At 70.4% G+C, this 21,053-nt stretch carries 16 protein-coding genes; 11 read left to right on the top strand and 5 right to left on the bottom strand.

Annotation, left to right across the window (positions count from 1 at the left end):
- The first annotated feature begins 269 nt into the window (after positions 1-269).
- The 3 genes from GQR16_RS16995 to GQR16_RS17005 are packed head-to-tail and all read left to right on the top strand — an operon-like array spanning position 270 to position 4,770.
- The gene (locus GQR16_RS16995) at positions 270-953 is read left to right on the top strand and encodes a TetR/AcrR family transcriptional regulator (RefSeq protein WP_157416361.1); all 684 of its coding nucleotides are present in this window, start codon (positions 270-272) and stop codon (positions 951-953) included.
- 11 nt (positions 954-964) lie between these two features.
- Positions 965-2,701 (top strand): ABC transporter ATP-binding protein, encoded by a 1,737-nt coding sequence (locus GQR16_RS17000; RefSeq protein ID WP_157416362.1) that lies wholly within the window; start codon positions 965-967, stop codon positions 2,699-2,701.
- The gene (locus tag GQR16_RS17005) at positions 2,698-4,770 is read left to right on the top strand and encodes an ABC transporter ATP-binding protein (RefSeq protein ID WP_157416363.1); all 2,073 of its coding nucleotides are present in this window, start codon (positions 2,698-2,700) and stop codon (positions 4,768-4,770) included. Before GQR16_RS17000 ends, GQR16_RS17005 begins: the two co-directional genes overlap by 4 nt.
- A gap of 71 nt (positions 4,771-4,841) precedes the next feature.
- Here GQR16_RS17005 and GQR16_RS17010 read toward each other — a convergent pair whose 3' ends face one another.
- On the bottom strand, positions 4,842-8,345 hold the full coding sequence (locus GQR16_RS17010; RefSeq protein WP_157416364.1) for an efflux RND transporter permease subunit: 3,504 nt from the start codon (positions 8,343-8,345) through the stop codon (positions 4,842-4,844).
- Between the two features lie 145 nt (positions 8,346-8,490).
- Here GQR16_RS17010 and GQR16_RS19995 point away from each other — a divergent pair, with 145 nt between their 5' ends.
- Together GQR16_RS19995 and GQR16_RS20000 are read left to right on the top strand one after the other, a co-directional pair.
- Positions 8,491-9,573 carry a hypothetical protein gene (locus GQR16_RS19995; protein ID WP_157416365.1) on the top strand — a complete coding sequence of 361 codons (1,083 nt, stop codon included), beginning with the start codon at positions 8,491-8,493 and terminating at the stop codon, positions 9,571-9,573.
- Between the two features lie 122 nt (positions 9,574-9,695).
- Complete coding sequence (locus GQR16_RS20000) at positions 9,696-11,069, top strand: LPXTG cell wall anchor domain-containing protein (protein ID WP_157416366.1); 1,374 nt, start codon at positions 9,696-9,698, stop codon at positions 11,067-11,069.
- 59 nt (positions 11,070-11,128) lie between these two features.
- Here GQR16_RS20000 and yczR read toward each other — a convergent pair whose 3' ends face one another.
- Positions 11,129-12,589, bottom strand: a complete 1,461-nt coding sequence (gene yczR, locus GQR16_RS17025; RefSeq protein ID WP_157416367.1) for a MocR-like transcription factor YczR — start codon at positions 12,587-12,589, stop codon at positions 11,129-11,131.
- Between the two features lie 61 nt (positions 12,590-12,650).
- Between yczR and yczE the strand changes: the two genes are divergently transcribed.
- The gene (yczE, locus tag GQR16_RS17030; RefSeq protein ID WP_211373565.1) at positions 12,651-13,346 is read left to right on the top strand and encodes a membrane protein YczE; all 696 of its coding nucleotides are present in this window, start codon (positions 12,651-12,653) and stop codon (positions 13,344-13,346) included.
- 207 nt (positions 13,347-13,553) lie between these two features.
- Here the strand turns inward: yczE and GQR16_RS17035 are convergent, their stop codons facing one another.
- Together GQR16_RS17035 and GQR16_RS17040 are read right to left on the bottom strand one after the other, a co-directional pair.
- The gene (locus GQR16_RS17035) at positions 13,554-14,213 is read right to left on the bottom strand and encodes a PadR family transcriptional regulator (protein WP_157416368.1); all 660 of its coding nucleotides are present in this window, start codon (positions 14,211-14,213) and stop codon (positions 13,554-13,556) included.
- Complete coding sequence (locus GQR16_RS17040; RefSeq protein ID WP_157416369.1) at positions 14,210-15,103, bottom strand: DUF4097 family beta strand repeat-containing protein; 894 nt, start codon at positions 15,101-15,103, stop codon at positions 14,210-14,212. The genes GQR16_RS17035 and GQR16_RS17040 overlap by 4 nt, the downstream gene beginning before the upstream one ends.
- A 213-nt stretch (positions 15,104-15,316) precedes the next feature.
- On the opposite strand from GQR16_RS17040, the gene GQR16_RS17045 reads away from it, so the two are divergent.
- The 5 genes from GQR16_RS17045 to GQR16_RS17065 all read left to right on the top strand — a co-directional run bounded on the left by GQR16_RS17045 (position 15,317) and on the right by GQR16_RS17065 (position 19,653).
- A complete protein-coding gene (locus GQR16_RS17045; protein ID WP_157416370.1) occupies positions 15,317-16,075 on the top strand; it encodes a MerR family transcriptional regulator in 759 nt (252 codons plus the stop codon).
- Between the two features lie 38 nt (positions 16,076-16,113).
- A complete protein-coding gene (locus GQR16_RS17050; RefSeq protein ID WP_157416371.1) occupies positions 16,114-16,635 on the top strand; it encodes a GNAT family N-acetyltransferase in 522 nt (173 codons plus the stop codon).
- 9 nt (positions 16,636-16,644) lie between these two features.
- Positions 16,645-17,064 carry a fluoride efflux transporter FluC gene (locus GQR16_RS17055; protein ID WP_157416372.1) on the top strand — a complete coding sequence of 140 codons (420 nt, stop codon included), beginning with the start codon at positions 16,645-16,647 and terminating at the stop codon, positions 17,062-17,064.
- The gene (gene crcB, locus GQR16_RS17060) at positions 17,061-17,441 is read left to right on the top strand and encodes a fluoride efflux transporter CrcB (protein ID WP_157416373.1); all 381 of its coding nucleotides are present in this window, start codon (positions 17,061-17,063) and stop codon (positions 17,439-17,441) included. Before GQR16_RS17055 ends, crcB begins: the two co-directional genes overlap by 4 nt.
- Before the next feature lie 157 nt (positions 17,442-17,598).
- The gene (locus GQR16_RS17065; protein ID WP_246200915.1) at positions 17,599-19,653 is read left to right on the top strand and encodes an APC family permease; all 2,055 of its coding nucleotides are present in this window, start codon (positions 17,599-17,601) and stop codon (positions 19,651-19,653) included.
- Positions 19,654-19,736: 83 nt separating this feature from the next.
- Here the strand turns inward: GQR16_RS17065 and GQR16_RS17070 are convergent, their stop codons facing one another.
- Positions 19,737-20,921 carry an FAD-dependent oxidoreductase gene (locus tag GQR16_RS17070; RefSeq protein WP_246200908.1) on the bottom strand — a complete coding sequence of 395 codons (1,185 nt, stop codon included), beginning with the start codon at positions 20,919-20,921 and terminating at the stop codon, positions 19,737-19,739.
- Between the last annotated feature and the right edge of the window lie 132 nt (positions 20,922-21,053).

Raw genomic sequence — 21,053 nt, forward strand, 5'->3', positions numbered from 1 at the left:
TTATTTGGCTAGAACCGCACCGACCGCCCGGCCCGAAGACCCGACCGCCGCGGCGACATGGATAAACATACGCAACCCCACCCCCACCACACAAATCCCACCAACACCCCGGGCGTGTCGCAACGCCCTGGACAGGCCGCTCGACACGGTCTGCGCACCGGGATCCAGGCCGGCCACCGGCATCCGCCCGGCTCGGCGCGGCATCGCGAAATCAGCGTTCATCTGCATCCACTCTTCTGAGTGAGCGCTCATTCAGTTATGATCCCGTCATGGCAGAACGAGCACGACGGGCGAAACCCCTGAGTCGCGACGAGCGAAGGGCGTCCATCATGGACGCGGCGATCCCGCTCCTCGTGCAGTACGGGCGCGACGTGACGAGTAAGCAGCTCGCCGAGGCGGCCGGTGTCGCCGAGGGCACGCTGTACTCCGTGTTCGCCGACAAGGACGAGCTCGTGCACGACTCGATCCACCGGCACATCGAGGCCACGTCGATGGTCGACGCGATCCGCGAGATCCCGGCGTCCAGCGAACTCGACGACGTGATCCGCACGATCGTGGAGCTGACCCAGCACCGCACCGAGCAGATCTTCGCGCTCGTCGCGATCCTGGGCTTCCACGAACGCACGCCCGATCAGGCGAAACGCCGCCCGCCCGACAACGAGCCCGTCATCCAGGCGATCACCGACATGCTGCTGCCGCATCGCGACCAGCTCACGGTGAGTCCTCGCCGGGCCGCCCAGTTCATCCGGTACGCCACCTTCTCGATGACGCATCCGATGATCACGAACGGCGACATCGTTCCGGCCGAGGAGATCAGCGCACTGCTGTTGCACGGTTTCTCGGTCACCGCAGATGCCGCAACCACGACCGCCCCCGCCGACGGACGCCGCGACGCGGCATCCGTCTCGCCCACCTTCACCGCACCGCCCACCGCCGCACCCACCACTGCGTAGAAAGCCGCACCATGCTCATCTCCCTGCTGAAGCGCTACGTCAAGCCGTACTCGTGGCTCGTCGTCGGCGTCATCGTCTTCCAACTGGCGCAATCGATGGCCTCGCTCTACCTGCCGACGCTGAACGCCGACATCATCGACCAGGGCGTCGCCACCGGCGACACCGAGTACATCCTCACGACGGGCGGCTGGATGCTGCTCATCACGCTCGCGCAGGTCGCGTGCTCGATCACGGCGGTCTACTTCGGCGCGAAGGTCGCGATGGCCGTGGGCCGCGACCTCCGCCGCGGAGTGTTCCGCAAGGTCGGCGAGTTCTCGGAGCGCGAGGTCTCGAAGTTCGGCGCCCCGTCGCTCATCACCCGCACGACGAACGACGTCCAGCAGGTGCAGATGCTCGTGCTGATGACCTCGACGATGCTCGTCTCGGCCCCGATCCTCGCCATCGGCGGCGTGATCATGGCCATGCAGCAGGACCTCGAGCTGTCGTGGCTCATCGCGATCAGCGTGCCCGTGCTGCTCATCGCGGTCGGGCTCATCGTCACCCGCATGGTGCCGCTGTTCCGCGTCATGCAGAAGAAGATCGACCGGGTCAACCTCGTGCTGCGCGAGCAGCTGACCGGCATCCGCGTCATCCGCGCGTTCGTGCGCGAGCCGGAGGAGCGCGATCGATTCGAGGTCGCCAACGCCGAGATCACGGATGTCGCGACGCGCGCCGGCCGCCTCATGGCCCTGATGTTCCCGGTGGTCATGGCCGTGCTGAACGTCTCGAGCGTCGCCGTTCTCTGGTTCGGCGCGTTCCGCATCGAGGACGGCAGCATGCAGGTCGGAACGCTCATGGCGTTCCTTCAGTACCTGATGCAGATCCTCATGGCGGTCATGATGGCGACCTTCATGGCCGTCATGATCCCGCGCGCCTCGGTCAGCGCCGACCGCATCGGCGAGGTGCTCGACACGAGCTCGAGCGTCGTGCCGCCGCTCGAGCCGACGACCGTGGTGAGCATGCACGGCGCCATCGAGCTCGACGACGTGAGCTTCGCCTACCCCGGCGCCGAGTCCCCCGTGCTGCGCAACCTCACGTTCCTGACCGAGCCCGGCACCACCACCGCGGTGATCGGCAGCACCGGTGCCGGCAAGACCACGCTCGTCAACCTGCTGCCGCGCCTGTTCGACGCGACCGAGGGGAGCGTGCGCATCGACGGCGTCGATGTGCGCGACCTCGAGCCCGACGCGCTCTGGGAGCGCATCGGACTCGTGCCGCAGAAGCCATACCTGTTCTCGGGCACGGTCGCCTCCAACCTGCGCTACGGAAAGCCGGATGCCACCGACGACGAGCTCTGGCACGCACTCGAGGTCGCGCAGGCACGCGCCTTCGTGTCGGCCATGCCGGGCGGTCTCGAGGCCCCCATCGCCCAGGGCGGCACCAACGTCTCGGGTGGTCAACGCCAACGACTGGCGATCGCGAGAGCGCTCGTGAAACGCCCGGAGATCTACGTGTTCGACGACTCGTTCTCGGCGCTCGACGTCGCGACCGACGGGCGCCTCCGCCGCGCCCTTCGCGCCGACATCGGCGACGCCTCGATGTTCGTGGTCGCCCAGAGGGTCTCGAGCATCGTCGACGCCGACCAGATCCTCGTGCTCGAGCACGGCGAGATCGTGGCCCGCGGCACCCACGAGGAGCTGCTCGCGAACTCGCCCACCTACGAGGAGATCGTCTCCAGCCAGCTCAGCGCCGAGGAGGCCGCAGCATGACCACCGAGCAGCGCAACGACGCCCAGCCCGACACGGGCTCGATCAGCGCGGCCACCCAGGCCGAGATCGCCTCCGAGGCCGAGGCCGCCCCCGCGCCCGCCGCGCCTCCCCGCCGCGGCGGCGGTCCGTTCGGCGGCGGCATGCAGGCGCCCGTGCAGAAGGCCATCGACTTCTGGCCCTCGGCCAAGCGGCTCATCGGCCGGCTGCGACCCGAGGCGTGGCCCGTCATCTCCGTGACGGTGCTCGCCATCATCGGCGTCGTGTTCAGCGTGCTCGGGCCGAAGCTCCTCGGCGAGGGCACGAACATCATCTTCGAGGGCGTCGTCTCGTCGGCGCTCGGCGAGCAGCTGCCGGCCGGCACCACGCAGGCGCAGGCCATCGAGATGCTGCGCGCCGCAGGCCAGGACGACATCGCCAACATGGTCTCGGCCATGAACGACTTCCAGGTCGGTCAGGGCATCGACTTCCAGGCGCTCGGCATGGTGCTCATGGGCGTGCTCGCGCTCTACCTGCTCGCCTCGCTGTTCATGTGGCTGCAGGGCTGGGTGCTGAACGGCGCGATCCAGCGCACGGTGTTCCGCCTGCGCGAGGACGTCGAGGAGAAGATCAACCGCCTGCCGCTGAAGTACTTCGACGGCCTGCAGCGCGGCGAGGTGCTCTCGCGGGTCACCAACGACATGGACAACGTGTCGCAGAGCCTGCAGCAGACCATGAGCCAGATGCTCACCTCGCTGCTCACCGTGGTCGGCGTGCTCGTCATGATGTTCACGATCTCGCCGCTGCTCGCGCTCGTCGCGCTCGTGACCATTCCGCTCTCGGCCGTCATCACGGTCGTGATCGCGAAGCGGTCGCAGAAGATGTTCGCCGCGCAGTGGAAGCACACCGGCGCGCTCAACGCCCGCATCGAGGAGACCTTCACGGGCCACGCGCTCGTGAAGGTGTTCGGCCGCCAGAAGGAGGTCGACGAGGCCTTCGACGCCAAGAACGACGAGCTGTTCACCGCGAGCTTCGGCGCCCAGTTCGTCTCGGGCATCATCATGCCCGCGATGATGTTCGTCGGGAACCTCGTCTACGTCGCGATCGCGGTCGTCGGCGGGCTCATGGTCGCCGGCGGCACCATGCGCCTCGGCGACGTGCAGGCGTTCATCCAGTACTCGCGCCAGTTCACGCAGCCGCTCAGCCAGCTCGGCTCCATGGCCAACCTGCTGCAGTCCGGCGTTGCGAGCGCCGAGCGCATCTTCGAACTACTCGACGCCGAGGAGCAGGACCCCGACCCCGAGACGCCCGCGTCACCGGCATCCGTCGCCGAGGGCGGCGAAGCCGGTGCACGCCTGGCGTTCGAGGACGTCTCGTTCAGCTACTCGCCCGACAAGCCGCTCATCGAGCACATGAACCTCGTCGCCGAGCCCGGCTCGACCGTCGCGATCGTCGGCCCGACGGGCGCCGGCAAGACGACGCTCGTGAACCTCATCATGCGGTTCTACGACGTCGACTCGGGCCGCATCACCTACAACGGCGTCGACATCAACGACATGACCCGCGACGACCTGCGCTCGCGCACGGGCATGGTGCTGCAGGACACCTGGCTGTTCGGCGGCACCATCCGCGAGAACATCGCCTACGGGCGACCGGATGCCACGGAGGAGGAGATCCTCGCCGCGGCCGTCGCCGCCTACGTCGACCGGTTCGTGCACGCGCTGCCCGACGGGTACGACACCGTGCTCGACGACGAGGCCGGCAACCTCTCGGCCGGAGAGAAGCAGCTCATCACCATCGCCCGGGCGTTCCTCGCCCGACCGAACGTGCTGATCCTCGACGAGGCGACGAGCTCGGTCGACACGCGCACCGAGGTGCTCGTGCAGAAGGCCATGGCCGCGCTCCGCGAGAACCGCACGAGCTTCGTCATCGCGCACCGGCTCTCGACGATCCGCGACGCCGACGTGATCCTCGTCATGGAGAACGGCTCGATCGTCGAGCAGGGCTCGCACACGCAACTGCTCGCCGCGAAGGGCGCGTACTACCGCCTCTACAACGCGCAGTTCGAGGCGCCGGTCGACGAACAGGTCTGACCTCACGAACGAAGGGGCCGCGTGCGAGCGATCGCACGCGGCCCCTTTCGCATTCGGGCGGATGCCGCGGGTCAGGTCCCCGGCCGCGGCTCGGTCGAGTCGGGGCCGGCGTCGTCGGGGCCGGCGTCGTCGGGGCCGGCGTCGTCGGGGCCGGCGTCGTCGGGGCCGGCGTCGTCGGGGCGGGCGGCGCTGGAATCGGTCGGCGCACTCGGTTCGCCGGTCAGACGCTCCACTCCTCGGCCGGCCGAGTCGGACGCGCCGGGCTCGCTCGGCGCCTGCCGGACGCCGTCGGCGTCGGCCGCGACCGCGGGCGCTCCGGCGGGTACCAGGGCCGGCTCCGCGACCGTCTCGGCCGCCTCGGCACGCGCCGCGCGCTTGGCCGCGCGACGTTCGCGTCCGCCCTCGACGAGGTTGCAGAGCACGGGCAGCACCACGAGCGTGAGCACGGTCGACGAGAGCAGGCCGCCGATCACGACGATCGCGAGCGGCTGCGAGATGAAGCCGCCGTGGCCCGTGACGCCGAGCGCCATCGGCACGAGCGCGAAGATCGTCGCGAGCGCCGTCATGAGGATCGGGCGCAGACGGCGCGAGGCGCCGTGCACGAGCGCATCGCGCACGCTCATGCCGCGATCCCGATACTGGTTCACGAGGTCGACGAGCACGATCGCGTTCGTCACCACGATGCCGACGAGCATGAGCACGCCGATGAGCGACGGCACGCCGAGCGGCACGCCCGTGATGACCTGCAGCGCGATCGCACCGGTGGCCGCGAACGGCACCGAGACGAGGAGCAGCAGCGGCTGCAGCAGCGAGCGGAACGTCGCGACCATGACGATGTAGACGATCAGGATCGCCGCGAGCAGCGCGAGGCCGAGCTGCGAGAACGACTCGGCCTGGTCGGCCGACACCCCGCCGATCTCGGCCGAGGTGCCCGCGGGCAGGTCGGCCTCGGCGAGCGCGACCTGCACGTCGGCATTCGCTGTCGTGAGGTCGTCGCCTGCCGGCGTGGCCGTCACGGTCGCGCTGCGGAGGCCCTGCACGGTCGTGATCGAGGTCGGGCCGTCGACCGTCTCGACCGTGGCGAGCTCGTCGAGGCGCACGACGCCGGTCGCGGTCGGGACCTCGAGGGCCCGGAGCTCCTCGATGGTCGTCGGCGGGTTCTCGTCGGCGACGTAGATCGTGAGGGTCTGCTCGTCGATGACGACCGAGCCCTTGGCCTGGGGCGACATCTTGGAGGACACGAAGCCGCCGAGGGCGACCTCGGTGAACCCGGCCTCGGCCGCGGCATCCCGATCGATCTCGATGGCGATGTACTCGCGCGACTCGGCGAGGTTCGACGAGACCTGCGTGAGCGAGTCGAAGCCCTCGAACTCGGCGACCATGGCGTCGGTCGCCGACTGGAGGTCTTCCGCGTTCGACGCCGTGATGTTGACCGCGATGTCGTTCGAGGCGCCGAAGCCGCTCGACGCCGTGAGCGTGACCTCGCCGACGTCGGAGAGCCCGTCGAGGGCCTCGCGCACCTCGGCCTGGAGCGCCTCCTGGTCGGCGTCTTCATCGGTCGTGATCGAGTACGTGACGGTCGCGCCGCCGCTGCCGAAGATCGCCGCGAGGTCCTGCCCGCTCGACCCGATCGAGGTCTCGACGGTCTCGACCCCCTCGGTGTCGCGGATCGCGTCTTCGACCGGCTTAGACGCCTCGTCCATGGCGTCGAGGCTCGAGCCGACCGGCAGCTCCTGCGTGACCTGGAACGTGTTCTGGCCCGAGGACCCGAGGAAGTTCGTCTTCATGAGCGGCACCATCGCGATCGTGCCGCCGAGCACGAGCACCGCGAGCAGCAGCGTCACGACGCTGTGCTTGAGGGTCCACGCGATGATCGGCAGGTACCCGCGCTGGAGACGCGACGGGTGCTCGAGCTCGTCGGGGGCACCGGCGCCGGCCTCGTCGACGAAGGCGGCGGCCGCGGCATCCGTTCCGGAATCACCGGCGTGGGCGTGCACCTTGGCCGGCTTCAGGAACCAGTACGCGAGCACGGGCACGATCGTGAGCGAGACGAGCAGCGAGGCGAGCAGCGCGATCGTGACCGTGAGCGAGAACGGTCGGAAGAGTTCGCCGGTGACGCCCTCGACGAGCGCGATCGGGAGGAACACCGCGACCGTGGTGATGGTCGACGCCGTGATGGCGCCGGCGACCTCGCGCACCGCGCGCACGATCGTGGCCGACTTGTCGACCCCCGCGACGAGATGCCGCTTGATGTTCTCGATGACGACGATGGAGTCGTCGACGACGCGACCGATGGCGATCGTCAGGGCGCCGAGCGTCAGGATGTTGAGCGTGTACCCAGTGGCCTGCAGTCCGATGAACGTGATGAGCACCGACGTCGGGATCGAGATCGCCGTCACGAGGGTCGCGCGCACCGACATCAGGAACAGCAGGATGATGATGACCGCGAACGCGAGGCCGAGCAGGCCCTCGGTCGCGAGCGATTCGATGGACTGCTGGATGTACGGCGCCTGATCGAACACGACCGTGAACTCGGCCCCCGGGTTGGTCGTGTCGAGCGCGGCCTGCAGGTCGGGCAGCATCGCGTTGACCGCCGTCGACACCTCGACCGTGTTGGCCGCGGGGAGCTTCGTGACCGCGATCGTGAGCGCGGGCTCGCCGTTCACGCGCGAGATGCTCGTGACCGGGCTCTCTTCGAGCTCGACGGATGCCACGTCGCCGATGGTGATCGCCACGGGCACGGCGAGGGTGGTCGGCGCCGTGACCGCCCCCGGGATGCCCGTCGCGACGCCGTCGGGGATCGCTCCCGCATCGGGCGCCGCCTGCGTCTCGGTCGCACCCAGCACGGGGAGCGCGGCGAGCTCGTCGACGCTCGCGATGCGGTCGCCGGTCTGCACGGCGTAGGTCGTGTCGCCCTCGGTGATCGAGCCGGCGGGGATCAGCACGCCGTTCTGCGCGAGCGCGTCGCCGATGGCCTGCGAGGTGAGGCCGTAGGTCGCGAGCTTCTCGACGTCGGGCACGATCGTGACGCGCTTGCCGGTGTCACCGGTGAGGGTCGCATCGCGGACGCCGTCGACGTCCTTGATCTCGCCGAGCGTGGTGCGGGTGAGCTCGTCGGAGAGCGCGGCCGTGTCTTCGGCGCCGGTGACCGCGACCTGCAGCACCGGGAAGTCGTCGAGGCTCAGCGCGAAGACTTGGGGGTCGACGTCTTCGGGCAACTGGCTCTGGATGCGGTTCACCGACGAGAGCAGCTTCTGCTCGGCGTACGCGAGGTCGGTGCCGTACGTGAAGCTCGCGGTCACGCGCGAGAAGCCGGTCGAGCTCGTGGTCGACGTGTCCTCGAGGCCGGTGATGCCCTGGATCGCGGTCTCGATCGGCGTCGAGACATCGGTGTTCACGACGTCGGGCGACGCGCCCGGGTACGACGTGACGATCATCAGCTGTGGGAAGGAGATCGAGGGTGCCAGCTCCTGCTTGAGCGAGCCCAGCGAGATGCCTCCGAAAATCGCCACCACGACGGTGACGAGCGCGATGAGCGCGCGGTTCTTCATGCTGAGCGCAGCGAGCAGTGACATGGGGTCAATCCTCGCAGGGTCGGCGCACCGATTCGGTCACGGATGCCTGTGAAGAACGGGCCGTCGTGCACCCGATCCGGCGCGTGCCTCTAGCCCTGTTCGAGGGACAGCCGATATGGTGCAGACAGGGTTGGGGGTGATCCGGTTGACGCAGACGACGAGCGCGATGCGCAGGTCCGGTGTTCGCTACGCCCTCATCGGGGTCGGGTTCTCGGCCGCCTGGCTCGCCGTCTCGCTGGTCTCCGGCGCGCAGAGCGCCTCGGCCGACGAACGCGACGGCGGCGGCCTGCTCGGTGCGGTCGGCTCCCTGCTCGGCGGAGTCTCGGCCACGACCGACGCCGTCGGAGACACCCTCGGAACCGTCGTCGACACGGTTGTCGAACCCGTGAACTCCGTGCTCGAACCCGTCACCGCGGTGGTTCCGGCACCTGTCGCACCCGTCGTCGAACTCGTCCCGCCCGTCGTCGGCGGCGCGACCGAGGCCATCGACGCCGTCGTCGAGACGGTCGACACCGCGGTCGTCGGCACGGTCGGCGAGACGACGCAGACCGTGACGGATGTCGCGGGCGGCGGCACCGTCGGCGCGATCCTCGATCCCGTGGTCGGCGAGGTCGACCGGGTGGTCGGCCGTGTTCCGGTCGTCGGAGGCGTGGTCGGCGGCCTGCTCGGGGACTCCGGGGTCAGTGACGTCGTGACGCCCGTGACCGGCGCCGTCGACGGCCTGCTCGGCGGCCTCATCGGCTCGACCGGCGAACTTCCGGGCGGTGTGCTGCCCGAGATCCCCGACGTCCCCCTCCTGCCCGGCGACGGGTCGACGGGCGGCGGATCGGAGGGCCACGAGCCCTCGATCCCGGTCTCGCCTCCTGCGATCGGCGAGCCTCGCGGCCCGGTGCCGCCCGGCAGAGCCGACTCGATCGTCGCCGCGCGCGCCGCGACGTCCGGCGCCCCTCACGGCCTCGATCCACCTCGATCCGAGATCAGCGACATCGCAGCGCCGTCGGGCCTCGCGGGCTCGGTCGCGCCTCCGGGCGACGCCGGCGGTCCGAGCGGCGCGCCGCTGCCCTCCGGCGGTCCGAGTGCCGGCGCCGGTTCGGGTGCAGGCGTGCTCGGCTCCGACCTCGTCGGCGCTTCGCAGCTGCTCGACGCCACGGTCGCCACGGCTCTCTCCTCGGTCGATGACGCGCTGCCGTCGTCGCCGATCTTCGAGACCGACACCACCCCTGACTGACGGGGGCCGTTCCGCCTGATCGCAGGCGCGCCGTTCCGCGCGCCTCGAGACGACGGACACGGTCATCGCTCCGCGCCGCATCGCGCCCGGAGCATCCAACCCATCCAGTCAGGAGAACACTCATGAATCTCAAGCGATTCGCCACGAGGGCGCTGTACGCGACCCTCCTCACCGGGGGCATCACGCTCCTCGGCGCCGGCGTCGCGCACGCCTCGGAGACGAGCGGCGACGACGGCCTCCTCTCGGGCACGCAGGCGATCGTCTCGCTCGCGGTGCCGGTCACGATCTCGGGCAACGGCATCTCGGTCCTCGGCGACTCGTCGTCGACGGATGCCGCGACCGAGGTCGCACCTGCTGCCGCGGCGGCACCGGCGACCGCACCCGAAACGAGCGGCGACGACTCGCTGCTCGGCGGGCTCCAGGGCCTCGTCGACATCGCGGTTCCGGTGACGGTGAGCGGCAACGCGATCAGCGTCGCCGGCGACTCCACGTCGACGGATGCCGCGACCGAGGTCGCACCCGCGGCCGCCCCGGCCGCCGAATCGACGCCCGCTGCGGCGCCCGTCACGAGCGGCGACGACTCGCTGCTCGGCGGAACGCAGGCGATCGTCGCGGCTGCGATCCCGGTGACCGTCGGCGGCAACGCGATCAGCGCCATCGGCGACTCGTCGTCGAGCGGTGCCGAGACCGACGTCGCATCCGGAGCGGCACCTGTCACGGGTGGTGCCACGACGTCGGGCGACGACTCGCTGCTCGGCGGGCTCCAGGGCCTCGTCGACCTCGCGGTTCCGGTGACCGTGGGCGGCAACGCGATCAGCGTCATCGGCGACTCCGCGTCGACGGATGCCGCGACCGCCGTCACGCCCGGCGCACAGGCCGGATCCGGTACCGGGGGCAGCGCCTCGACCACGGGTGACGACGGCATCCTCGGGGGCACGCAGGCGATCATCGGGGCTGCGATCCCGGTGACCGTCGGCGGCAACGCCATCAGCGTCATCGGCGACTCCACGTCGACGGATGCCGCGACGACCGTGACGCCGGGCACCGGCGGCAGCGGATCCCCGACGACGTCGGGGCTTGACGGACTGCTCGGCGGAACGCAGTTGATCCCGAGCATCTCGCTCCCCGTCACGGTGGGCGGCAACGCGATCTCGGTCGTCGGCGACAGCACGACCGGGGGATCGACCACCGTCGTGGTTCCGGGCGACCCCACCGACCCGGTGGACCCCGTCGACCCGACCGACCCGGTCGACCCGACGGACCCGGTCGACCCGACCGACCCCGTGGACCCGGGAACGCCGGGTGAGCCCGGAACCCCCGGCGGCACCGGGACCGGGACCGGCACGACCGTCGCGAGCGAGACCGTGACCGCGGTCGCCTCGGACGCGTCGCTCGCCTCGACCGGCGTCGACTCGGGCTGGGTCGCGATCGCAGCGCTCCTGCTCGTGATGGGGCTCGGGCTGGTCGCACTGCGCCGACGCCCGACGCAGCGCTGAGCGAGACGGTCGGGGTCGCCGGTTTCGGCGGCCTCGACCGTCCGCGCCCGGCGGGCGCCTCAGACCACCGAGGCCAGCAGCTCGGGATCGGGTGCGCCGAGCGGCACGCCGCCGAGCGAGCGCCAGGCCCGGGCGAGCGCCTGCAACGCGGCATCCGTCGCCTCGAGCGGCTGGCAGATCGGCACGCGCAGGAACCGCTCGAACGCACCGTCGATGCCGAACCTCGGTCCTGCGGTGACGATGAGCCCCTCCTGCCGGGCCGCGAGCACGAGCTGCGAGCTCACGGGCGCATCGAGTCCGATCCAGGTCACGATGCCGCCGTCGACGTGCGGCACGTGCCACTCGGGCACCAGTTCGGCGACCCGTCGTTCGACGAGATCCCGGCCGGCCCGAAGCTGCTCGCGACGCAGGTCGAGGATGTCGTCCATGCGCTCGAGGCCGCGCGTCACGAGCAGCTGGTCGAGGATCGGCGTGCCCAGGTCGCCGGGCGCCCGGACCGCGAGCAGGCGGCGGATGAGCGGCCGGTCGGCCCGGATCCAGCCGATGCGCAGCCCGCCCCAGATCGTCTTGCCGACGCTGCCGATGAGCACGGCCGGGCCGTCGGCGGCCATGGGCGGGAACGCCTCGGCGCGATCGATGTCGAGCTCGGCGATCGTCTCGTCGGCGATGACGACCGTGCCCTGGCGGGCGGCCGCGTCGAGCACGCGCGCCCGCGACTCACGGCTCAGCGTGCGGCCGGTCGGGTTCTGGAAGTCGGGCATGAGGTAGGCGAGCACGGGGTTCGAGTGGCGGATCGACTGCACGAGGCTCGCGGCCTCCTCCCGGTCGGCGTCGACGCGGGCGGCGGCACCGGCGCCGGCCGCATGCGGCACGACCGGCGAGCCCACGAGCCTGGCCCCGGCGCCCCGCAGCGCCTCGTACGCGTGCGGGTAGGTCGGCATCTCGATGAGCGCCCGGTCGCCGCGGGCGATCACGGTGCGTGCGACGAGCGCGATCGCGTGCTGCGCGCCGATCGTGACCATGATCTGGTCGGGCGAGGTCGGCAGGCCGCGACGCGTGTACCGGTCGGCGATCGCCTCGCGCAGCGGCAGGATGCCGACGGGGTCGTAGCCCGAGTCGCCGAGGTGCGCGGGCAGGTCTTCGGCCGCCTGCCTGGCCAGGTCGGGAAGCCAGGGCAGGGCGGGCGGCGCCGCCTTCGAGAAGTCGAGGTACTCGGACTCGAACGACGCAGGAAGGATCGCGGGGGCTCCGGGAAGTCGCGCGACGCTGCCGGAGCCCCGCACGCTGTGCAGGTGGTCGAGTTCGCGCAGGCGGCGGTAGGCGGCCGCGACCGTCGTGCGGCTGAGGCCGAGTCGTTCGGCGAGGTCGCGCTCGGCCGGCAGCCGCGTCTCGACGGGGATGCGCCCGTCGACGATGAGCAGGCGGATGCGGTCGGCGAGCGCCTCGTAGGCGCTGCCTCGGCCGCGCCAGTCGCCGAGGAGCACCTCGAGGGAACGGGCGCTGAGCGATCGGTCAACCATGAGGCCACTTTAGGAGAATTGGATGTATACGGAAAGGCCAATCGTGCAATTGGATCGCCTCATGCTCCCCCGCCACGCCTCCTTCCGCGACCCGGCCCCGATCCTCGTGCGTCGGCTCGTGCAGCTCTACGTCGGCCTGCTGTTCTACGGCATCGGCATCGCGCTGATCGTGCGCGGCGAGCTCGGGGTCGCCCCGTGGGACGTGCTGACGCAGGGCATCTCCAAGCAGACCGGCCTCAACTTCGGGCTGGTCACGGTCATCACGAGCGTGTTCGTGCTGCTGCTCTGGATCCCGATCCGGCAGAAGCCCGGATTCGGCACGATCATGAACGTGCTGCTCGTGGGGCCGGCCGCCGACCTCGGGCTCTGGCTGATCCCATCGGGTCTCGACCTCTGGGTGCGCATCGTGCTGCTGCCCGCCGGCATCCTCGTGCTCGCGATGGCGACCGGCCTCTACATAGGCGCGCACTTCGGCCCCGGGCCTCGCGACGGCCTCATGACCGGCATCCACGCACGCACCGGATGGCGCATCTGGATCGTGCGCACGAGCATCGAGCTCGTGGTGCTCGCCGCCGGCTGGCTGCTCGGCGGCAACGTCGGCATCGGCACAGTCGCCTTCGCGCTGCTCATCGGCCCGCTGTGCGGATACACGATCCCGTTGTTCGCCATCAAGCGGCCGACGGTCGAGCATGCGGATGCCGGCGCCTCCGGCGAGCGCGAGTCGACGTCGCCGGCTGCCGCCCCGGCGGCACCCTGAACTCGGCGGGTCGGCGCGGAGGGACACCCGCCGACCCGTCGTACTCCTCTCGGCGCGGAAGCGGGCCGAACCCCCGGGCCGGGCGCTGGTCTCGAGACGGCGCCGACGCGCCTCCTCGACCGGCGAGGTGTGGCGCGGGGCGCTGGTCTCGAGACGCTGCGCTCCGCGACCGGCGCGGGTGGCCGACCGGGGGTCGACCGGCGCCCGTCAGTGCTGGGCGAGCGTCGCGAGCACGTCGGCCCGCACCTGCGCGAGGCGCGCCGTGAGCAACGTGACGGACTCGGGCCGCACACGCCCGCGATGCGAACGCAGGTCGGTGCGCAGCTGCTGGCGGAACTCCGCGATCGCCAGGTCGGCGTCTTGGAGGGCGCGCTCGGACTCGATGCGCTCGGAGTCGGCCGAACCCGGACCACCGGTCGCACCGGTCGACCCCGCGCCCGCGCCACCGGCTGCACCCGCGGTCGTCGTGGTCGCCGCACGCTTGGCCTCGCGCGCGGCGCTGGCCAGCTCGGCGCGCAGCGAACGCATCGCGTCGTTCACCTCGGCGCGCACGCCGTCGGCGAGGCGTCGCACCGAGTCGGTGACCTCGTTCTCGATGTCGTCGAGCTCGTGCCGCCGCGACTCGAGCTCTGCGCGCCCGGCAGCGGTGATCTCGTAGACGGTCTTGCGACCGTCGGCCGCCTTGGTGACGAGTCCCTCTTCTTCGAGCTTCGCCAGGCGCGGGTAGATCGTGCCGGCACTCGGGGTGTACGTGCCGCCGAACTGGTCGCTGAGCGCCTGGATCAGCTCGTAGCCGTGCCGCGACTGCTCGGCGAGGAGCGCCAGCAGGTAGAGCCGCAGGCTGCCGTGGGCGAAGACGGGGGTCATACGGATGCCTCGGCGTCGCGTTCGGCGCCGACTCCGGCCTCGGCGGAGCCGCCGGCATCCGCCCCTTCACTGCTGCTCGATTCGTGGCGCACCCGCGTCATCACCGAGATCGACCCGGAGACGCTGTTCGCGGCGAGGTCGAGCCAGGTGCCCGCGAGTTCGCCGGTGATGCGCTCGAAGCCCTTGCCGAGCACGCCCTTGATGCGGGTGTCGTCGAGGAGCACCGTGCCGCCGACCGTGTTGATGCGGTAGCGGGCACCGGCTCCGGCGTCGAAGCGGACCGTGAGCGAACCCGAGACGGTGTTCGTGTCGATCTTGCCGGGCGTGCCCTTGGCGTCGACGATCATGCTGCCCGAGACGGTGTCGGCGTCGAAGCCGTAGATCTCGCCGGTTGCGACGACGTCGCCCGACACGGAGTGCGCGTCGATCGAACCGAGGTGGTTGCCGACCGAGATCTCGCCCGAGACGCTCGACACGTCGAGGTCGCCCTCGTGGTTGTCGACGACGATGCTGCCCGAGACGGTGCTGATCTTCGCGTCGGTCGTGAAGCCGGCGATGAGGGCGTCGCCCGAGATCATGCCGAGCTTCAGCGCGACGTGGCGCGGAGCGAGGATCGACACGTCGGCCTTCGCGTTGCCGGCCCATCCCTTGAAGACGTCGATGAAGTTGTCCCAGCCGAGCTGGGGGTGGTCGATCTCGAGCACGTCGCCGTTGATCGAGACCTTCAGGTCCTTGCCGGTGACGCCGCTGATCTCGACGCGTGCGCCGGGCTCGTCGTGCGCGATGACGTCGACCTTGCCTCCGATGAGGCCGACCTTGAGGCGCCGGACGAGCTCGAGGTCGATCACGCGCGATTCGCCGGGGTTGATGACCCACTGCTCGATGCTCATGGGGTGCTCCTTCTGTTGCGGGCGGATGCCGCGGCATCCGGAAGTCCTCGTATCGCGATATATCGCGTCTTCTCCAAACACGATATATCGCGTTGCCGCGAATTGCAAGGAACGACGGATGCCGCGGGCTTGACCTTGACGTAACGTCAACCTCTAACGTGGCATCCGTCGGGCGAACGACCCGACGACCACCGCATGAGAAGGGAGCCGGCCGTGGACTGGTCGATCCAGGAGATCGCGAAGCTCGCCGGGACCACGAGCCGCACGCTGCGTCACTACGACGACATCGGGCTGCTCGCGCCGGCGCGCATCGGTTCGAACGGCTACCGGTACTACGACGCCGAGGCGCTCGTGCGACTGCAGCGCATCATGCTGCTGCGCGAGCTCGGCCTCGGGCTCCCTGCGGTGGCCGACGTGCTCGAGCGCGAAGAGCGCGCTCCGCACGCCCTGCGGAGCCATCTCGAGTGGCTCGTCAGGGAGCAGCAGCGGCTGGCACGGCAGATCGTGTCGGTCGAACGGACCATCGACGCATTGGAAGGAGGTGAACGACTCATGGCAGAGCAGATGTTCGACGGGTTCGACCACACCGAGTACAAGGAGGAGGTCGAGCAGCGCTGGGGCGCCGACGCGTACGCGAAGAGCGACGCATGGTGGCGCTCGATGGGCGCAGACGAGAAGCGGGCCTGGCAGCAGCGTCTCGCGAGCCTCAACGCCGACTGGATCGCCGCGCACGAACGCGGCATCGACCCCGCCGGCGACGAGGCGCAGGCGCTCGCGCAGCGTCAGTTCGAGTGGTTGCGCGGCATTCCCGGCACCCCGGGCGGCGGAGCGGCGGGCCCGAGCAGGGAGTACTTCCTCGGCCTCGCCGAGATGTACGTGGCCGATGAGCGCTTCGGCGCGAACTACGGCGGCGTCGACGGCGCCCGCTTCGTGCGGGACGCGATGACCGCGTACGCGGAGCGCGAGCTCTAGCATCGAGCGTCGTCGGTGGGCCGTGGTTGGGTGAGGACATGACGGATGTCTCGCTCGTGCCATGGTCGGCCGACGACCTCGACGTGCTTCGCCGCGCGAACACGCCCGAACTCATGGACCAGATGGGCGGCGTCGAGACCGACGAACAGGTCATCGCCCGCCACGCCAGGTACCTGCGCCTGCGGGCCGAGGGCACGGCGCGCCATTTCCGCATCGTGATCCCCGGGCACCCCGAGGGCGTCGGAATGGTCGGCTACTGGCAGCACGAGCACGATGGCGAGCCCGCCCTCGAGTCGGGCTGGTCGGTCGAGGCCGAGTACCGCGGCCTCGGCATCGCGCCGGCCGCGGTCGGCGCCATGCTCGAGTTCGCACGAGCCGATGGCGAGGTACTGCGCGTGCACGCGTACCCGCGCGTCGACAACCTCCCGTCGAACGCGGTCTGCCGCAAGGCCGGCTTCACGCTGCTCGGCCCGCTGGAGTTCGAGGTCAAGCCCGGCATCGTGCTGCACACGAACGACTGGGTGCACGACCTGTCGGCGACGGCCGCGAGCACGGCGTAGCCTCGACGCGTGCGCTCCTACCTCGCCGTCGCGATCGGCGGCCTCCTCGGCACCGGGCTCCGCCTCACGATCGATCTCGCGCTGCCGCACGCCGATCACGAGTTCCCGGTGAGCACGCTCATCATCAACCTCGTCGGCGCCTTCGTGCTCGGCTGGCTCGTCGGCGGGCTCTGGACCCGCCCGTCGACGCCGAACTGGGTGAAGGCGGGCATCGGCTCGGGCGTGCTCGGCTCCTTCACGACGATGTCGGCCGTCCTGGCGGCGGTCGCGCTGCTCTCCGGGGCAGGCGAGGCGTGGCTCGCGGCCCTCTACCTGGCCGTCTCGGCGATCGGAGGCCTGCTGCTCGCGGCCGCCGGACTGCGGATCGGGTCGCTCATCGCGCACCGCCCCATGCCGAGCACCGTCACGGATGCCGGGCAGACCCTGTGACCGGGCAGCTCACGCCGCTCGTGGTCGTCGCCGTGCTCGTCGCCGGCTCGCTCGGCGCCTTGCTCCGCTTCGCGCTCTCGCGCGCCCTGCCCGTGCGGCCCGGACACCTGCCGGGCGGCATCCTCATCGTCAACGTCGTCGGCTCGGGCCTCGCGGGCGCGTTCCTCGGCCTCGCCGAGCGCGCGGCGATCGACGGCGACCTGCGGCTCATCCTCGTCACGGGGTTCTGCGGCGGGCTCACGACGTTCAGCACGTGGAGCGTCGAGACCGTCGAACTGCTCGACGGCGGGCGGTGGCGCGCCGCGATCCTCAACGTGCTGCTGACACTCGCGCTCGGCCTCGCGGCCGCGGCCGGCGCGTACTTGCTGACGCGCTGAGCACTCGCCCGATTCGTGGCTGACCGGCCGTTCTGCGCGGATGTCGAGCCACGCGGCATCCGCCGACTTGACATGGGCAGTGGCGGGTGTAGTCTCATCCGCCGTGACAAATGAGGCGGATTCACCGCCACCAGAACTGAAATCGCCGAAGCACTGGATCATCGGCGACCCGCTGCCGACCGAGAAGCTCGAGGGGCAGCTCCTTCCGAAGCACCTGGCGCTGCCGATCTTCGCGAGCGACCCGCTGAGCTCCGTGGCGTACGCGCCGCAGGAACTGCTCATGATCCTCACGGTCGGCGGGCTCGCGTTCCTGAGCTTCGCGCCGTGGGTCGCCGTCGCCGTGGTCGTGCTGCTCGTGACGGTCGTCGCGTCGTACCGGCAGCTGATCCGCGCGTACCCTTCGGGCGGCGGCGACTACGAGGTCGCGCACCGCAACCTGGGCGAGAAGGCGGGCCTCGTCGTGGCCTCCGCGCTGCTCGTCGACTACGTCATGACGGTCGTCGTGTCGGTCGCCTCGGGCGTCGACAACATCATCTCGGCGATCCCCGAGCTCGACCCGTTCCGCGTCGAGCTCGCGGTGATCTTCGTCATCATCCTGGCGGCGGTCAACCTCCGCGGCGTGAGCGAGTCGTCGAAGGCGTTCGCCGTGCCGACCTACCTCTTCATCGGCAGCGTCTTCGTCATGATCGTGGTGGGCCTGACCCGCACGGTGATGGGCAACCCACCGGTCGCATCGTCGGCGCACTTCCAGGTCGACGCCGAGTCGCTGACCCAGGCCGGCGTCATCCTGCTGCTCCTGCGTTCCTTCGCGAGCGGATGCTCCGCCCTCACGGGCGTCGAGGCCATCGCGAACGGCGTGCCCGCGTTCCGTCGCCCCAAGGTGCGCAACGCGCAGCGCACGCTCGTGCTCATGGGCGGCATCGCGATCGTGCTGTTCGCCGGGCTCACGGCGCTCGCGCTCATCTCGCAGGTGCACTACGCCGAGGATCCATGCCACCTCATCGGCTGGGCCGAGTGCGCGACGGAACCTCAGCAGAGCCTCATGGCCCAGGTCGCCGGCGCGACGTTCGGCGACTCGAGCGTCTTCTTCTACCTGATCCAGGCCACCACGGCGCTCGTGCTCCTGCTGGCCGCGAACACGGCGTTCAACGGGTTCCCGCTGCTCGGCTCCGTGCTCGCGCGCGACGGCTACGCGCCCAAGTCGCTCTCGACGCGCGGCGACCGCCTGATCTACTCGAACGGCGTGCTCATTCTCGCGCTCGCGGCATCCGTGATCCTCGTGGTCTTCCAGGCGAACCTGACGGTGCTCATCCAGCTGTACATCATCGGCGTGTTCGTCTCGTTCACGCTCGGGCAGACCGGCATGGTGCGGCACTGGCTGCGCGAGCTCTCGAAGAACCGGCACCCCACGTCGAAGTCGGCCGCGGCTCGCCGTGCGCCTGACGACGACCGCGCCCTTTCGCGCTCGGCGATGCTGCGCGCGCTCGTGATCAACTCCATCGGCGCGGGCATGACCGCGGTCGTGCTCATCGTCGTGACCGTCACGAAGTTCACGCACGGCGCCTGGATCGTCTTCGTCATGATGCCGATCCTGTTCACGCTCATGGTCGGCGTGAACCGGTACTACCGCGATGTCGAACGCGAGATCGAGCCCGACCCGATCACCACGTTCGGCGCGACCGGCGACCACGCGATCGTGCTCGTGGGTCGCATGCAGAAGCCCGTGCTGAAGGCCCTCGACTACGCCATCGCGGCGCGCCACGACTCCCTCGAGGCGGTGCACGTCTCGCTCGACGAAGACGCGACGAAGCAACTGAAGAAGGACTGGGTCAAGCAGAACGTGCACGTGAAGCTGCGCATCCTGTCGTCGCCGTACCGCGACCTCAGCCACCCGCTCATCCAGTACATCAAGCAGCGTCGCGAGGAGCACGGCTCCGAGGTCGTGACGGTCTACCTGCCGCAGTTCATCGTCGGCCACTGGTGGGAGAGCATCCTCCACAACCACAAGGCTCGCCGCATCAGCCAGAAGCTGTTGCTCGTGCACGGCGTCACCGTGACCCTCGTGCCGTGGCTGCTCGACTCGTCGGACCTCATCTACGGCCGACGCTCGCGCCCCCTGCCCGGCCAGGACCGCCGCGGCGAGCCCGTGCGTCCGCCGCGCCGCTCGACCGTCGACAGCGGCCCCTCGACGAAGCAGCAGCACAAGCCGTAGGCGTCGACCCCGCACGCGGTGGTCGCGATCGAGGCGAGCGGATGTCGCATCCGCTCGCCTCGATGCCGTTCGAGCCCGCTCGGCTAGAGCATCGCCATGATCTGGCGGGCGATCATGCGTCCGGCGCGGCTCGCGCCGATGGTCGACGCCTGCGGGCCGTACCCGGCGAGGAAGATGCGCGGGTCGTTCCACGAGGCGCCCTGGCCGACGCTGATGCCGCCCGCCTTCTCGCGGAGCTTCAGCGGCGAGAGGTGGCGCAGCTCGGGCCGGAACCCCGTGGCCCAGATGATCGCGTCGGCGCGCACCTCGCTCGCGGGGTGGTCGTCGTCGCCCTCCCACACGACCCGGTCGGCGTCGATGCGATCGAACATGGATCGCGCGACGAGCAGGCCCCGCTCGATGCCCGCGGCGATGCGGCGGTTCTTCGGCACGCCCGTGCCGCTCACGATCGAGGGCAGTGCGCGGCCGGAGCGGGCCGCCTCGTCTTGCTTGGCGACGGCGGCCGACGCGCCCTCGAGGTCGAGTTCTTGACGATCGAGCCAGTCGATCGGCCGACGGGAGACCCACGTGAGCTCGGCGGCGATGCCCTCGAGCTCGAGCATGAAGCCGATCGCCGAGGTGCCGCCGCCGACCACGACGACGTGCTTGTCGCGGAAGTCCTCGGCGTCGGCGAAGTCGGACGTGTGCAGGTGCCGCCCCTGGAAGGCGGTCATGCCGGGGTAGTACGGCACGAACGGCGAACCCCACGTGCCCGTGGCGTTCACGAGGAACTGGACCGCGAGCTCGTGACGCGGTGCCGCCTGCTCGGGCGGCTCCTGGAACGACTTGCGCATGCGCCCGAAGAAGCCGCGCGCGCGCTGCTCGTCGAGCGGCTGCGGGCTGAGGTCGTCGTAGCGGACGACGAGGTCGACGCCCTCGTTCGTGACCGAGCGCACGTCCATCGGGCGGCGCACCTGGAGGCCGAAGTGCTCCTCGAAGCGGCCGTAGTAGTCGGCGACGACCTCGCGTGCCGGAAGCGAGCGGTCGGCCGTGTCGAAGCTCAGGCCGAGGTCGGCCATGCCCGGCAGGTCGTTGACGCGATGCGCGGTGCCGAGCCGAAGCGACGACCATCGGTGCTGCCACGCGCCGCCGGGGCCGGGAGCCCGATCGAGCATCACGAAGTCCTCGCCGGCGACCAGCTCGAAGCGGCGCAGGTAGTAGGCGACCGAGAGGCCCGCCTGCCCTGCGCCGATCACCGCGATCTTCACGCGTTCAGGGCTCGACGTCACGTCTCCATCGAACCATGTCCAGCTGTGCGCATGCCCAATTCCGAGCGCACTTCGGCGCCTGTGCATGGCAACGTCTGACTGCCTGACGGCGGTGCTAAACTGACGGCCGGACGAAATTCATACAAACCAGAA

The organism is Agromyces allii, assembly GCF_009749385.1.
GTDB lineage: Bacteria > Actinomycetota > Actinomycetes > Actinomycetales > Microbacteriaceae > Agromyces > Agromyces allii.